The following is a 14281-nucleotide window of genomic DNA, read 5'->3' as shown; positions in this document are numbered from 1 at the left end:
CTGAGCCACCATTGAATCTGTAAACACGAGAACGCTGTTTAACAGGTGTACGGAGGCACAATACATAATTATCACATATGTATTTCCTAAGTGTCATTCAGGCTGCGAAACCCGGCTGCGGATTTTGCCGCAGCGGGCAGACTATATCGCAAATCGACGGCGTTAACCAACCCGCTAATAGCGGGATTGCGAGCTGTTTTCCAACGGTTTTGTTGGCGTTGCAGGCGTTTGCACGGGTAATTAAATGTCGGCCCATTGTGCGTCAATAGTAGCTGATCACCACGTTCGCTTTGGCCGTGAAGCTGCCGGTAAAGTCTTTGCCGCTGGCATCGACGATATTCGGCTCCGTCTGCACTATCGCCGCCTGGAAGTTGGCGGTGTTTTTGCCTTTCTGCGCGATGCCCACGCTCTGTTTGGCGTCCATACGCACGGTTTTGCCTTCGCTGTTGTAGATCTCCACCGCCAGCCCGGTGAGCTTTTCGCCGTTCTGAGCGCTTTCGGGGGTGAGGTGGTCTCTTCCCGGCACGATCGTATAAGGCTCCTGAAAAGTGAAATCGACGTTATTGGTATAGCTGCTACAGGTGAAATCCATGCCAAAGCGGGTCATCGGCCCGGCCTTCGGGAAGGTGCCGCCGCTGCTTTTGCTGATGCTGCCTAAATCCACCGTCTGGTGTTTGTTATCCAGCGCGCAGGACGGCGACGCCATGTACACGCCGGAGCCTAGCGGCACGTCAACGGAGGCGGTGCTCCCCAGCCCGTCTACCGAGAAGGTCAGGTGCGCGCCTGGCGGAATCACCGCCTCGGAGCGATACTCAATCCATCCGAGCTTGATAAGCTCCACGCGCATCGACTGGATGGCGAAATTGTATTTGTTATCAAATTTGTAGAGCGTTTTACCGGCGTTGTACTGCGCGCCGAACTGCACCAGCTTCGCATCGGCGCTGCCGTCGATAATCGGGTATTCCACGCCAAGCCGTTTGCCCGCGACCATTTTTGCCGACGGGTAGCTGCTCGGCGGCGTGTCTTCACCCAGCGCCACCGCCTTGATGTACATCTTCATTTTGATGCCGTTATTGGTGGTCTGCGCTTCCCCCGTCCAGTCCAGCGCCTTGTCGTTGACCGTGCTCAGCGTCAGCGTGATAGTGCCGTCAAAGTTGGGCGGGGCCTCCAGCTCCTGGCCGTCAGACGTGCAGCTCAGGCGCATGTTTGGCAGAAACTGCGCGTAGTCGAGCGCCAGCACCACGGTGTAATCCGGCGTGTTTTCGTCAACGGCAATCGGATTTTCGCGCGTGAACGGGGCGAAGGGCAGCGCGCCGCCCGTATCTATCTCGCAGCGTAAGGCGCCCGCCCAGCTCAGGGCGGGTAATAAACACAGCAGCAGGCTGCACCAAAATTTCATGTTTTCGCGTCCGTCAGAAGGTGAGTGATTGGTGCTGCTGCGCGGATTCGCCGCCAAAATCGTTGATGACCGAATAGTTCAGCACGCCCGATTTACCGTTTACGCCAGCAGGGAGCGGGTAGCGCATTTCGCCTTTCGCGGGCACCATGTTGTTTTTATCGGCGAGCGTTTGCGCTTTACCCCCTGCGTTCACCGACAGCTCCGAGAAGCTGGCGTAATACTGCGTTGGGTTTTTAGCCACCAGCCAGTCCTTGCCGCCTTCGTGGCTGACCTGCCATTGCAGTTTGTTAATCGTGTCCGCCGGTTTTTCGTTAAGCGAAGCCGGGCGCATGAAGATTTTCAGACGAGTTCGCACCGCAACCTGCAGCTGGTTGCCCTGCGTTTTGCTGACCGGCGGGATTTCCTGCACCCACAGCCAGTAAACGGATTCACGATCCTGCGGGATTTCGCCGGGCAGGATCACCATGCGCAGCTTGCCTTCACGCCCGGCGCCAATCTTAAACAGCGGCGGCGTCAGGATCAGCGGCAGGTTTTTGTCGTTGCCCTTGAGGTCTTCAACCCACGACTGCACGAGGTAGTCATTGGCGGTGTCGTCGTTGAGGAGTTTGACCGAGGTCTCTTTGTCGCTTTCAAGGGCGATAACGCGCGTCAACGCCGGGCGCACCGCCGCAGAGGCGGCGTTGGTCAGGAGCAGCGTGCCCATCAGCACGTGAAGGGCAATTTTAGTGAATTTCATAACGTTCTCTGCTTAGCGGCACACCGCATCAAGTTGTTGATACCAAGGCGCGGAGGCATTTCCGGCCGCCGGTAAAATGAACTGGCACCGGGCGTTATTGCCCAGATCCACATGCAGCGTTGTGCTCCCGTCGGCAAGAATGCCGTTGAGGTACAACAGTCCGTTATCGGCCACCATGCCGACCTGCTCCTTCTCTTGCCACACGCTGGCACCAAAAGGTGCTGGCTTGCCGTTTGGCATCGTCAACATCACGATTGCGCGGCGTCCTACTTTGGTTTGAAAACGACGCACGATGACCGCGCCGTGGGTGGGAATGACGTTCTGCCCGCTATCCACCAGCTCGACGTTATCCGCCGCGTGACGGGTGTCCAGCGACAGCCGGTTATCGCGATAGGCTGAAACGGACGGCACGACCGCGCGTCCGAAGCGGTTGGTGGACACGCCGGGCTGGCCTTCAACGCTGATGCCCGATGCGCCCGGCGTTTCGATCACCGCGATGGTGTCGCCGAGCTGCTGCGACAGCACCACGCCGTGGCGATAGGCCACCACGCCGCCGGAAATTCCTGCCGAATACTGGCTGCCGTAATGCGTGGCGCTGGCGCTGGCATTCAGGTTTGCCATGCTGTTTCGATAGCCCACGGCGGCCGACGGCGAATAGCCCTCGCGGTTGTGCTGGGCCGAAACCGAATAGGTCATCGCGTTGTCAAGCTCGGTGCCGGAAACCGTCGCCATCTGCGAGCTGCCGGAATGGTTGCTGTTCGTGGTGCTGAACGACAGGCTGCGGCTGCGCCGTTCGCCCATATCCAGCGGGATCGACACGTTCATAGAAAACTGGCGGTCGGCGTCGGTATCCCGGTCGCCGGAACTGGCCTGGTAGCTGTAGTTCATGCTGATATTCACCGCGCGAATCATGAAGCTGTAGCCGAGGGTCAACGAGGTGTCGCTGTTATCCGTGTCGTAATAGCTGTCGCGCTGTAGCGTCAGGTAGCCGTTGCCGAAGTCGCCCAGCCCCTGGTTGATGGTGGCCTGTACTTCATTCTTGCGATGGCTGCGCGTGTCGTCGCCGCCCCAGCGCCAGTCGGCGTATTCCGGGAAGTCGAGAAAGTCTTTGCTTTGGTAGCGAAAGCCCATCACCTGGAGCGAGGTGTCGGTGTCGTCAAAGCGGCGGGCGTACAGCAGGCGCAGGGCGCGGCCGCTGCTGCTCATATTGTCAATGTCGCGGGCGTTTTCATCGCTGGTGGTCTGGTGGCGTTCAAGCGCCCAGTCCAGCGACACGCTGCCTAAAAAGCCGAGGTTGAGGGCGGTGCTCAGCGCCGTTGACTGGTAGCCTTCACCGGCGACGATCAGGTCGCTTAGCGTCAGCTTGTCCCAGCCGTATTGCAGGCTGCCCTGGGCCACCATCGGCTGGTAAGACAGGCTGTCGTCGCGATAGCGCCCGCCGCTCAGGCTGTAGCGCCAGGTGCCGGGACGCAGCATGTTGGGCAGCGCGGTGTAGGGCACGGTGAACTGCTGTTTGCTGCCGTCGCTCTCTTCCACGGTGACGTCTAAATCCGCGCCGATCTGGCCGTTGTTGAGATCGCTAATCGCGAAGCTGCCCGGCGACACCGTTTCGCTGTAGATAATATTGCCGCGCTGGCGAATCACGATTCGGGCGTTGCTTCTTGCCACGCCGCGGATCACCGGTGAATAGCTGAAGGTATCCGACGGCAGCATCTGTTGGTTAGTTTCGAGCGTGACGCCGCGCAGCGGTAAAATCCCCAGCACGTCGCTTGATGTGCTGGCGTAAACGTCGCCCACGGTCAGGCGCGAAACCAGCGCGGCAATGTCGCGTTCCGCATAGGCGCGGTCGTGGTTTTGCTCCCAGCCGAGGTCGGATTTATTGAACGTATCGAAGCTGTAAAAGCGCCATTTTCCGAGGTTGATGCCTGAGTTCAGGCTCAGGTACGCCGTGTCGCTGCTGGATGAATCGGCATTATTGCCGTGATTTTCACTGTGGTAGACGTAGCCGGAATAGCTCAGGCGCAGCGCGTTGACGCCGTTATCCCACAGCGACGGATCGATCATTTCCCCTTGCCCGGCCACGTTGGTGGCGGCCTGCGGGGTCACGACGATCAGCTGCTGCATGGATTCGTCATACTTCATGGTGGCCTGCGGCCACTTCGCCAGCAGGTCGTAGCAGATTTCATTTCCCGCTTTAGCCAGCTCTTCAAGATGTGCGTCCAGCCCCATCTGATGGAGCAGGGCGTGCGTCAGGCAGGGCACGGCCGTTTCGCTGCCGTTCACGGTAATAAACTCGACCCTGGTCTTAAACAGCAGGTGGCCGTTTAGCACGATTTCTGCGTTTTTCGTGCCCGCGTCGACCTGTTCCGGGTGATAAAACTGTTTGGGAATTTCCTGCGAATCTTTACGCAGAAAATCAGCATCAAAGGCGCTGTCATTATTCGCCGCCGTTGAATAAGAAGATAAACAAGCAGACGCAATAATGAAAACCTTCATTGCAATAGCGAAATGATTTTTTTTCAAAAGAGGCCTGCTTTAATAGTTATGAGAAATAAATGTAATTTATCGATAATTAATTGTATGAAATATCAACAAAGGTTTTTGCTTTAATGTTCCCCTCAGTGACAGCTGGCGTAGCGGTATTTGCCTTGTAAGCCACTTTGAACTTAAGTTCCGTGTTACCTGCGGTCAATGCCTGAGATTTAGATGGGATGCCACCGTTTATATCCACAAGCGTCGCGCCATCGTTTTCTAAAATAGCGATACCCACGCCTGTGGCAGGCGTATTAGTGTCAACGTTGAGCAGGATTTCATTATTAACAGTGTCAGGCGAGCCGCTGAAGGCAACGCGCGCATTTTTCATGGTGGCAAGGCTACAATCTTTTAAATCAATGGTGAAATCCGTCATCCCGGCATAACCGCCCGCACCGTTAAAGGAATCAGGGCTGACGTTTGGTAATTCCATAATATATGTAGTGGCCGCAACGCCGTTGAACCCTTTCAGCGTACAGGCGGAGGAGTTAATTTTACCGGTGAAGGTAAGATCGCCGTCTGCCGCGAAAGATGCAACAGGTAGCATGCCCATAACAATGAGCGTAAGCGCTTTAATTTTCATAATATTCCAGTAATAGAGGGGGAAGGTTACTGCCACTGCTGGCCCAAACTCACAGCCAATTGGCGATGGAAAAAAGTTTAAAATGAACGGGTGAATTTGGAAACAGGCCATTCTTTATTTCGAAGTTTAGAAATCTTTAATAATTCGCTCTTAATATTTGCCGCTAGACCTGATGCATGGAAAACACCAAAATTCGAAATTAATCATTAATGATCTCTGAGTTGCCGGGCATCCGTTGCGTTACCTATCATGATTAACCTCTAAAATCCCCCCAGGACAACGAAATGAATATTATCTTTCTGGCAAGCCAGGATACGTATGAAAGCTGGTTTAGGCAGTTGATTCAGGCAGATAGCGAAGCCGAATATCCCTCTCTGCTTAACCAAACTGAACTGGACGCGGCGCTTGTTGAAAACCAGCCCGTCAGTTTTCCTTGTCTGGCCTATATTCCTAAAAGCGCGACCAACTGCCTGGATGAAAGGCCGGTGTATGTCTACGAGGAAGAGTTTTCGCGTTGGAAGAATCTTATGAATGCCGATAAGACCGCAGGTTAGTTTATAACTGGGAGGGGATACCTGTGAAGAAAACGGCTATGATTACTGGCAGTTATGTAGTTAGCCATGTAAACGAGGCAAGTCAATGAGTGAAACGAGCGTAAAACGCATGGACCCGCTAAAGATCAGGAAGTTTGACCTCAATTTATTAGTGGTGTTGGATGCGGTATACACCACGGGCAGCGTAAAAAATGCCGCCACTCTGCTAAACACTTCCTCGCCAAGCATTAGCCAGTCTCTGCAAAAGCTGAAGGATTACTTCGGCGATCCGCTATTCCTGCGTGACGGGCAAAAGCTGCGGGCGACCACTATCGCCGCGAAGCTGCACAGCAAAATTAAAGACAGCCTGGAGAGCCTGGTGGCGAACATCGAAGATTTTGAAAAGGATGAATACTTTAACCAGCTGGTTATTCAGTGCCCTATCTATTTATCGATAAAAATCATTCCCATGATTAGCGAGTTTTTCGAAAGCGAGAATATCAACTGCGAGATTGTCCACCGCGTAAGTGACAACATGGTGGAAAGCTTTAGCGACTCGCTGTCGCTGCGCCAGGTCGATCTGGTGTTTGGGGTGAATAAAAATCTGGGCCTTGCCACCAAATCCTTTTCTATCGGTCAGGAAGATCTGGTCTTTATCTGCCGAAAGAATCACCCGCGCCTCAAGGCGGTTTTTGAGGAAGAAGACGTCGATAAAGAAACGTTTTGCTATATTCATACCGATGAACTGCCCGCGATACTGACGCGCCAGCGGGTTGAAAATAAGCTGCTGGCCGATCGACACTTCACGCTTAAAAGCCCATCGTTTATTTCCATTCTCAGCCACGTGGAGTCATCAAACTCGGTGGCAATCGTGCCCCGTTGGCTTACGCAGCGCTTTAAAGACGCTTTTAATATTAAAGTGCTTTCCACCGATATCCCGCTGCCGGTGGTTGAAATTGCGATGAGCTATAACAAAACCAATCTAAATAAAAAAATGAACGGCAGGCTGTTTACTTATTTGAGTGAGAATTTCGCAGGAAAATAGCTTCAGCATTTCTCTTCAGTTCCCCGGTTGGCCTATTGACGTTGTTCAACGGGCCAGCGCATACGGGGAAATAGCGTTGAATTATTCTAAAGATCCTATGCGCGAAAAAGCGACCATCCTTTTGCAAGGAAGCCATTCCCATGAATTGGGCAAGCCAAATACATATTTATACTAATAACAACTTTCTGCACATTGGCCTACATGCTTTTTTAAAAGCGGTGCTGCACCCGAGCAGTCGTTATAAACTGTGCCTTATCGATCTGGAATCGATAAATACGCTTAGAGAGGTAATGGAAATTGTAAAAGGCCATGAAGACGATGTAACGATCGTGGGTATTCATAACGATGGGGTTATTTCCCGCCAGTTACGTAGCGTATTTAAACTCCCCGTAAATGCTTCCTTACGCACGATTAATTTCTTTTTGAAATCGCTTAATTACCGCTTCTCAAATAACACCGTCTGGCAGAACGAACTTTATCAGACGATGAATCTTGATGCGTTAAGCGAGCGGCAGAAGGGTATTTTTTTTGCATTTCGCAGCGGCTTTAGCGTGACGCATACGGCGCGGATTTTAGGCATCGGCGAGAAAACCTGTTATACGCACGCGAACAACATTTCGCAGGTTATGCAGCTTAAAAACATCAGCGAGCTTTACTACTTCTCCCGCTTCCGCTATTCCCGTCCAAGCATCGATGACCGGCAAAGCCATTTCTTCCGCCAGGAAAGCCAAATTAGCCAACAGGTGAAACGGATGCGCGAACAGATACTGGAAGAGGTGGGTTGAAAAAATGGGGCGGCAGAGCGCCACCCCATAGCGTGCCGTTACTTAGCGTCAGGCAACGCGTAGGCAATAATGTAATCGCCACGGTCAGGGGACTGGCGCGCCCCGCCTGCGTTAATCACGATGTACTGCTTGCCGGTTTTCGGCGACACGTAGGTCATCGGGCCGGACTGGCTGCCCACCGGCAGACGAGACTTCCAGATCTCCTTGCCGTTCGCGGTATCAAACGCGCGCAGGTAGAAGTCCTGCGTACCGGCGAAGAACAGCAGGCCGGACTGGGTTGACAGCGACGCGCCGAGCGTCGGCATACCGATTGGGATAGGCATGTGCATGCGGATGCCTAACGGGCCGGTATCCTGCACGGTGCCAACCGGAACCTGCCAGACGATTTTGCCGGACTTCAGGTCAACCGCAGACATGGTGCCGAACGGCGGCTTCTGGCACGGAATGCCCAGCGGCGACAGGAAGCGCTCGCGCATCGCGCCAAACGGCGTTCCGTCCATCGGCACAATGCCCATCTCGATGCCGCTCGCGTCTTTCGCAACGTTTGCGCGCGGCACCATGTAGTTGGCAAGGCCGAGGCGCATATCGTTGACGAACATCAGGCTGTTGTTTGGGTCAACGGAAACGCTGCCCCAGTTCATTCCGCCCAGCGAACCCGGATACTGTAGGGAACGGTCCAGCCCCGGCGGGGTGAAGACGCCCTGGTGACGCATGCCTTTAAACTCGATACGGCAAATCAGCATATCGATAGGCGTTGCGCCCCACATGTCGGACTCGGTCAGCGTTTCATTGCCAATCATCGGCATGCCGACGGAGTACGGCTGGGTTTTCGAGTAGCGCTCGCCCGCGATATTGCCCTGCGGCACGGGACGCTCTTCCACCTTCGCCACCGGCTCGCCGGTTTCGCGGTTGAGCATAAAGATCATGCCCTGCTTGGAGGTCTGCACCAGCACAGGCGTGGTGTGGCCCTTGCCGTCAGGCAGGTCGTAAAGCAGCGGCTGGGACGGCAGGTCGAAGTCCCACAGATCGTGGTGGGTGGTCTGGTAATGCCAGCGCACCTGGCCCGTTGCGGCGTCTACCGCCACGATGGACGAGCTGTACTTATCGTCTTCCGGGGTACGCGTGCCGCCGAAGAAGTCCGGCGTTGCGTTGCCGGTTGGCAGATAAATCAGGTTCAGCTTCGCGTCATAGGACATGGCTGACCACACGTTTGGCGTGCCGCGCGTGTAGGTCTGGCCCGCAGGCGGTTCGCCGGTCAGGGCCGCGTTGCCCGGATCCCACGCCCACGCCAGCTTCCCGGTGTGAACGTTGTAGGCACGCACCACGCCCGGAGGCTCGCCGGTAGAGAAGTTATCCGCCACGCGGCCGCCCACCACCACCACGTCGCCCGCCACCAGCGGGGTAGAGGTCTGCTGGTAGTAGCCAGGCTTCACTTCGCCCATGCCAACTTTCAGATCCACGGTGCCATGGTCGCCAAAGTCTTCGCACAGCTTGCCGTTGTCGGCGTTAATCGCCAACAGACGCGCGTCGGTAGTTGGCAGGAACAGACGGCGAGGGCAGGCTGCGGGCTGAGCGGATTCAGCAGGCGTTGCCGCCGCCTGGTTCGCTGGCTCTTCGAAATAGCCTAAGCCACGGCAGCGCTGCCAGTTTGGCGCGGTCGCCTTGCTGTCGAAACGCCATTTTTCCTTGCCGGAATCGACGTCCAGCGCCAGCACCTTGCTGTACGGCGTACAGACGAACAGCGTGTCGCCAACCTGTAGCGGGGTGTTCTGGTCTTCCGCGCCGGAGCCGTTGCTCACCGGGATGTCGCCGGTATGGGCAACCCAAGCCACCTTAAGATCGGACACGTTGCCCTTGTTGATTTGATCGAGCGCGGCAAAGCGGTCGCCGTGGGTGGTGTTGCCCCAGTGCTTCCAGTCTTTTTGCGCTTCAGCCGGGGTGACCGGCTTAACCGGCACGTCTTCGTTCGCGGCAACCTGCACCTGCGGCACGAACATCCAGCCCGCGCTGACCAGCATACACACGGCCAAGATCGCGGCCACGCCATAGGCGGGCGCTTTTTTAACCGGAGCCGGCGCGTCAACCGCACGCAGAATAGGCCAGGCGATAGCCGCCAGGAAGGCCAGCACGGCGAAGGTGAACAGGCGCGAGAACAGCGGCCAGAAGTCCATGCCCGCGTCGCCGATCGCCCAGAAAATAGAGCAAACGAAGGCGAGGCCGTAAAGCACGAGGCCCGAGAGTTTTTTGCGCAGGATTAATACGGCGGAAACGAGCATCACGATGCCCATCAGCAGGAAGTACCAGCTGCCGCCAAGCGTGGCTAAATAAGCCCCGCCAATCCCAATGGCAAGACCGATGAGCGCCATCAATCCGCCGAGAACCCACAGCAGCGCCAGTGCCGCGCCGCGTGGGGGAGTATGACTTACCATAACGTTCTCCTGTCGGAACACGTTCCTGACGATGTTCCATGAACAACACATGCAACGGCGTCACTCTTTGGTGAGCGATCGCCTTAAATTGTACCGGTTGGGGTAAACACGAACGCATCTGGTCCGCCGTTTGGCTTCTTTCAGCCGAAAGCGAAAACAGTAACGAACCAAATGGTGAATGCTTCGGCTATCATAATCTGCATATATGATATTGCAAAGTTGTTAATGGAAAATCTCGCATTTATTGCACATGCGTTGCCAGGAAGGAGGGGGCGGCTGGCGGTTAACGTGCTCTCACTGCGTTAGCGGTTTCGAGGCTGGTAACTCATCAAAAATGTCGCTGTGCGCACATCAAAACATAAATAAGGATTATTTTTGAATGCACATTTCGTGCGGAATTGATGGGGTATGGAAGGTATTCTTTATTTAAATCAATGCTTAATCATTCTTGAAAAAAACCGACCGTTAAGAAATTGACGATAATTTTACTTAGGAATAGTTTGGATTGGCTGCAAAAACAGCAGCCCGGCTAGCGGGTTTTGGCTGGCCGCCCTAATGACATGGAGTTCAAATTTATGGCTATACCCGCTTATATATGGCTAAAGGACGACGGCGGCGCGGACATTCGCGGCTCTGTCGACGTCGCGGGCCGTGAAGGCAGTATCGAAATCCTCGGCCTGGCCCACGGCGTCAGCATCGCAACCGACAACGCAACGGGAAAAGCTACGGCCACCCGTGAACATGCCCCGTTTAACTTTGATAAAGAAATTGATGCATCCAGCCCTTATCTCTACAAAGCCGTGACCACCGGACAGAAGCTTCATTCTGCCGAAGTGAAGTTTTATCAAATCAATGACGCCGGTCAGGAGGCCGAATATTTCAGCGTAATGATGGAAGGTGTGACGGTGATCGGCGTTGGGCCAATGATGTATGACGTCAAATCTCAGTATGGAGAAAAGCGGAACCATCTTGAGTTAGTAGAGCTGATGTACGAAAAAATCACCTGGCGTTATGGAGATGGGAACATCATTCACTCTGACAGCTGGCACGAACGTGCGACCGCATAAGGAGATGTAAAATGATATGGAGATATGAGCAAAGCACGGGCAGGCTCTACAGCGGCAGTGAATTAGTTGAAACAGGTTACTCCGGCAGCCTGACCAATAAAAACAACCCTGACCGCCAACACGTTAAGGGTATGGGGCCGCTTCCTCGAGGAACCTATCGAATCACAGGCCATTCACGCTCTAAAGGCATTTACACCATTGTTCTTGAGCAAATATCCGGTGAGTCTTTTGGTCGTTCAGCCTTCCGCATTCACGGTGAGCGGGTCAAAGGACCGGCGGGTTTCGCTTCAGAAGGCTGTATCATTATGTCGCTGAGTACGCGTCGTCGTGTACTTAACGAAGCTAAGACGCTTGAGGTTGTCCGATGAAGCGCCTCTTGCTAATAGCGCTCTTTTCTTCAATGAGTTGGGCTGATGGGGCCATTGCCGACTGGCAAGCAACCCTTGCAGGTATTTCTGCGGGTGAGAAAGTTTGGTTGGATAAGGTGCCTGAATTGGCGGCCAAAGTTAACGTAAAACAATCCATCGAGCTTGAGTACGCGCTCGCTCAGGCGCTCTCAACCAACACCGTGGCTGCGTTAGATACGCTCAGCATTATGGATAGCAAACCCTGGCCGCAAAATATAATAGGGACAGATATGGTTTGCGGTGTTCCTGTTGAACAATCGCCCGCGACTACCGACGCTTTCTATCATCGGACCCGCATGGCATTGCTCAGTACAGATAAAGGCGCTCTTTGCCTTTGGGTCCTCGAAGCCACCTACGAAGAATGGAAAGCGGAGATTAGCCGCAAGGGTAAGTAATCATACCTTCTGACGTGCAAAGCCCGGTCGATTGTGGACCGGGCTTTTTCATTCAGACGAGGGGGATACGAAGCGTTGGCGCAGCCGCCGTCAGGCTAATCTTCACCGGCACGGATTTGGACGTTGGCGTGCCGGTGCCGTCGCCCACGCTCGAAAGAGGAACCAGCGGGTTCGTTTCCGGGTAATAGGCGGCGAGGTTGCCGCGCGGAATATTGTACGGCACGGCTTTAAACCCGCTGACCCGGCGCGTAATGCCGTCGTGCCAGACGGTTTCGATGTCCAGCAGATCGCCATCGTGCAGGCCCTGTTCGGCGAGATCGTCAGGGTTGATAAACAGCACCTCGCGCTGGCCGTACACGCCGCGATAGCGATCGTCCAGCCCGTAAATGGTGGTGTTGTACTGGTCGTGCGAACGCAGCGTTTGCAGGGTGAAAGGCGCGCTTAGCTCGCCGAAAAGCGAGGCGGGAAGCGGTGCTGCGCTAAATTCTGCTTTCCCGCTCGGCGTGTTGAAGCAAAGCCGCGCCGCCGCGTTGCCGAGGTAAAAACCGCCGGGCTGTTCGCACTGTCGGTTAAAGTCCTCAAAGCCCGCAACGGTTGCAGCAATGTGGTCACGAATCAGGCTGTAGTCATCGGCGAGCGCCAGCCAGTTCAGCTTCTCTTTGCCCAGCACCGCATCGGCAATGCCCGCCACGATGGCGGTTTCGGAACGCTGTGTGTTGGCAATCGGATTGCCGATGCCTTCGGAGGCGTGAACCATACTGAACGAGTCCTCAACGGTCACGAACTGGCGGCCCGTCGCCTGCATGTCCGCCTCTGTGCGACCAAGCGTCGGTAAAATCAGGCCGTCTTTACCCGGCACGAGGTGGCTGCGGTTGAGCTTGGTGCTGATATGCACCGTCAGGCCGCAGCGGCGCAGCGCCTCTTCGGTGCGCGGGCTGTCCGGCGCGGCGGCGGCCAGGTTCCCGCCCAGCGCAATCAGGACTTTTACCTCGTCGCGCAGCATGGCCGCCAGCGCTTCGACGGTGTTATGCCCGTGGGCACGCGGCGCTTCAAACCTGAAGTGGGCGCTCAGGCTGTCGAGCAGGGCGGCAGGCGGTTTTTCATCGATGCCCATCGTGCGGTTGCCCTGCACGTTGCTGTGCCCGCGAACCGGGCAAAGCCCCGCGCCAGGCTTGCCCAGATGGCCGCCGAGAAGCTGTAGATTCACTATCTCACGTACCGTATTAAGGGAGTGCTTGTGCTGCGTGATGCCCATCGCCCAGGTGCAAATCACGCGCTCGGCCTGCTGCCAGACGGCGGCGGCGTCGCGAAGCTGCTGTTCGCTAAGGCCGGACTGGCGGGTGATGTGCTCCCACGTCGTGTTGTCGATTTCCGCGAACCAGCTCTCTAAGCCGTAGGTGTGCTCGTCAAGGAACTGTTGGTCGAAAATGCCCGGCTCGCCGCGAGAAAGCTTGCCCCGCTGCGTTTCCAGCAGCGCCTTCGCCATGCCGCGCACGGCGGCCATATCGCCGCCCAGGTTCGGCTGGTAATAGTCGGTGCTGATGTTGCCCGATAGCGGAGTTATAACCTCCAGCGGCTTTTGCGGATCGGCAAATCTTTCCAGGCCACGTTCGCGCAGCGTATTGAAAGTGACGATCCGCGCGCCGTTCTCGGCGGCGTGGCGCAGGCTGTGGAGCATGCGCGGGTGGTTAGTGCCGGGGTTTTGCCCGAAGACGAAGATCGCGTTTGCCTTGTCAAAATCGTCGAGGCAGATGGTGCCTTTGCCCACGCCGATGCTGCGCTTCAGGCCGCTGCCGCTGGCCTCGTGGCACATGTTTGAGCAGTCCGGGAAGTTGTTGGTGCCAAGCATCCGCCCAAACAGCTGATACAGATAAGACGCCTCGTTGCTGGCGCGCCCGGAGGTATAAAGCTCGATTTCGTTCGGGTTAGCCATCGCATGAACGTGTTGCGCAATGAGCGCCAGAGCGTCGTCCCATGCTATCGGCTCGTAGCGGTCAGTCTGGGCGTTGTAGCGCAGCGGTTCGGTTAGCCGCCCCTGATATTCCAGGAAATAGTCGCTCTGCTCATAGAGTTTGCTGACGCTGTGCTGGGCAAAGAACCGGCTGTCGATAAAGCGACGCGTCGCCTCCCAGGTCACGGCCTTCGCGCCGTTTTCGCAAAAGCTAAAGGTGCTTTTATTGTCGTCGCCCCATGCGCAGCCGGGGCAGTCGAAGCCGCGGGCTTTGTTCATGCGCAGCAGGTTGCGCAAATTTTTCAGGGCGTGCCTGCTGTCGAGGACGAAGCGGGTAGTGGCTTCCAGAGATCCCCAGCCGCCGGCTGCGGCGTTGTAGGGCTTAATGGCGGGTTTAAATTTCATCGTGGTATGTCGTG

12 protein-coding genes are annotated in these 14281 nt (G+C 55.7%); 6 read left to right on the top strand and 6 right to left on the bottom strand.

Annotated elements, in window-relative coordinates:
• Positions 1–262 precede the first annotated feature (262 nt).
• From ACSPHG_RS12825 to ACSPHG_RS12810, 4 genes are read right to left on the bottom strand one after another with little or no spacing between them, the layout of a single operon-like run.
• A complete protein-coding gene (locus ACSPHG_RS12825) occupies positions 263–1399 on the bottom strand; it encodes a fimbrial protein (RefSeq protein WP_435953906.1) in 1137 nt (378 codons plus the stop codon).
• Between the two features lie 13 nt (positions 1400–1412).
• On the bottom strand, positions 1413–2135 hold the full coding sequence (locus ACSPHG_RS12820; protein ID WP_435953905.1) for a fimbrial biogenesis chaperone: 723 nt from the start codon (positions 2133–2135) through the stop codon (positions 1413–1415).
• Positions 2136–2147: 12 nt separating this feature from the next.
• Positions 2148–4658, bottom strand: a complete 2511-nt coding sequence (locus ACSPHG_RS12815; RefSeq protein ID WP_435953903.1) for a fimbria/pilus outer membrane usher protein — start codon at positions 4656–4658, stop codon at positions 2148–2150.
• 49 nt (positions 4659–4707) lie between these two features.
• Positions 4708–5250, bottom strand: coding sequence for a fimbrial protein (locus ACSPHG_RS12810; protein WP_435953901.1), 543 nt, complete (start codon positions 5248–5250; stop codon positions 4708–4710).
• Positions 5251–5534: 284 nt separating this feature from the next.
• Between ACSPHG_RS12810 and ACSPHG_RS12805 the strand changes: the two genes are divergently transcribed.
• The 3 genes from ACSPHG_RS12805 (at position 5535) to ACSPHG_RS12795 (ending at position 7613) form a co-directional block, all read left to right on the top strand.
• The gene (locus ACSPHG_RS12805; protein WP_435953900.1) at positions 5535–5804 is read left to right on the top strand and encodes a hypothetical protein; all 270 of its coding nucleotides are present in this window, start codon (positions 5535–5537) and stop codon (positions 5802–5804) included.
• An 85-nt stretch (positions 5805–5889) separates the two neighbouring features.
• Positions 5890–6828 carry a LysR family transcriptional regulator gene (locus tag ACSPHG_RS12800; RefSeq protein WP_435953898.1) on the top strand — a complete coding sequence of 313 codons (939 nt, stop codon included), beginning with the start codon at positions 5890–5892 and terminating at the stop codon, positions 6826–6828.
• Positions 6829–7118: 290 nt separating this feature from the next.
• The gene (locus ACSPHG_RS12795) at positions 7119–7613 is read left to right on the top strand and encodes a LuxR C-terminal-related transcriptional regulator (RefSeq protein ID WP_435953896.1); all 495 of its coding nucleotides are present in this window, start codon (positions 7119–7121) and stop codon (positions 7611–7613) included.
• A gap of 38 nt (positions 7614–7651) precedes the next feature.
• On the opposite strand, the gene ACSPHG_RS12790 is transcribed toward ACSPHG_RS12795, so the two are convergent.
• Complete coding sequence (locus ACSPHG_RS12790; protein ID WP_435953895.1) at positions 7652–10042, bottom strand: membrane-bound PQQ-dependent dehydrogenase, glucose/quinate/shikimate family; 2391 nt, start codon at positions 10040–10042, stop codon at positions 7652–7654.
• 575 nt (positions 10043–10617) lie between these two features.
• Here ACSPHG_RS12790 and tssD point away from each other — a divergent pair.
• The 3 genes from tssD to ACSPHG_RS12775 are packed head-to-tail and all read left to right on the top strand — an operon-like array spanning position 10618 to position 11911.
• Positions 10618–11109: a type VI secretion system tube protein TssD gene (gene tssD, locus ACSPHG_RS12785; RefSeq protein WP_435953894.1), complete on the top strand. Its 492-nt coding sequence runs from the start codon at positions 10618–10620 to the stop codon at positions 11107–11109.
• A gap of 11 nt (positions 11110–11120) precedes the next feature.
• Positions 11121–11477 (top strand): tlde1 domain-containing protein, encoded by a 357-nt coding sequence (locus ACSPHG_RS12780; RefSeq protein ID WP_435953893.1) that lies wholly within the window; start codon positions 11121–11123, stop codon positions 11475–11477.
• Positions 11474–11911: a hypothetical protein gene (locus tag ACSPHG_RS12775; protein WP_435953892.1), complete on the top strand. Its 438-nt coding sequence runs from the start codon at positions 11474–11476 to the stop codon at positions 11909–11911. The genes ACSPHG_RS12780 and ACSPHG_RS12775 overlap by 4 nt, the downstream gene beginning before the upstream one ends.
• A 52-nt stretch (positions 11912–11963) precedes the next feature.
• Here the strand turns inward: ACSPHG_RS12775 and ACSPHG_RS12770 are convergent, their stop codons facing one another.
• Positions 11964–14267, bottom strand: coding sequence for an FdhF/YdeP family oxidoreductase (locus ACSPHG_RS12770; protein WP_435953891.1), 2304 nt, complete (start codon positions 14265–14267; stop codon positions 11964–11966).
• Positions 14268–14281 lie beyond the last annotated feature (14 nt).

Source organism: Dryocola baronae, from assembly GCF_051297175.1.
Taxonomy (GTDB): domain Bacteria; phylum Pseudomonadota; class Gammaproteobacteria; order Enterobacterales; family Enterobacteriaceae; genus Dryocola.
The sequence above is the reverse complement of the archived record's forward strand: the minus strand, read 5'-3'. Positions and strand labels throughout refer to the sequence as shown.

Coding starts and splice junctions, on each gene's coding strand:
- ACSPHG_RS12770 (WP_435953891.1), bottom strand. CDS start 14,267: ATGAAATTTAAACCCGCCATTAAGCCCTACAACGCCGCAGCCGGCGGC.
- ACSPHG_RS12780 (WP_435953893.1), top strand. CDS start 11,121: ATGATATGGAGATATGAGCAAAGCACGGGCAGGCTCTACAGCGGCAGT.
- ACSPHG_RS12795 (WP_435953896.1), top strand. CDS start 7,119: ATGGAAATTGTAAAAGGCCATGAAGACGATGTAACGATCGTGGGTATT.
- ACSPHG_RS12790 (WP_435953895.1), bottom strand. CDS start 10,042: ATGGTAAGTCATACTCCCCCACGCGGCGCGGCACTGGCGCTGCTGTGG.
- ACSPHG_RS12820 (WP_435953905.1), bottom strand. CDS start 2,135: ATGAAATTCACTAAAATTGCCCTTCACGTGCTGATGGGCACGCTGCTC.
- ACSPHG_RS12805 (WP_435953900.1), top strand. CDS start 5,535: ATGAATATTATCTTTCTGGCAAGCCAGGATACGTATGAAAGCTGGTTT.
- ACSPHG_RS12775 (WP_435953892.1), top strand. CDS start 11,474: ATGAAGCGCCTCTTGCTAATAGCGCTCTTTTCTTCAATGAGTTGGGCT.
- ACSPHG_RS12810 (WP_435953901.1), bottom strand. CDS start 5,250: ATGAAAATTAAAGCGCTTACGCTCATTGTTATGGGCATGCTACCTGTT.
- ACSPHG_RS12800 (WP_435953898.1), top strand. CDS start 5,890: ATGAGTGAAACGAGCGTAAAACGCATGGACCCGCTAAAGATCAGGAAG.
- tssD (WP_435953894.1), top strand. CDS start 10,618: ATGGCTATACCCGCTTATATATGGCTAAAGGACGACGGCGGCGCGGAC.
- ACSPHG_RS12825 (WP_435953906.1), bottom strand. CDS start 1,399: ATGAAATTTTGGTGCAGCCTGCTGCTGTGTTTATTACCCGCCCTGAGC.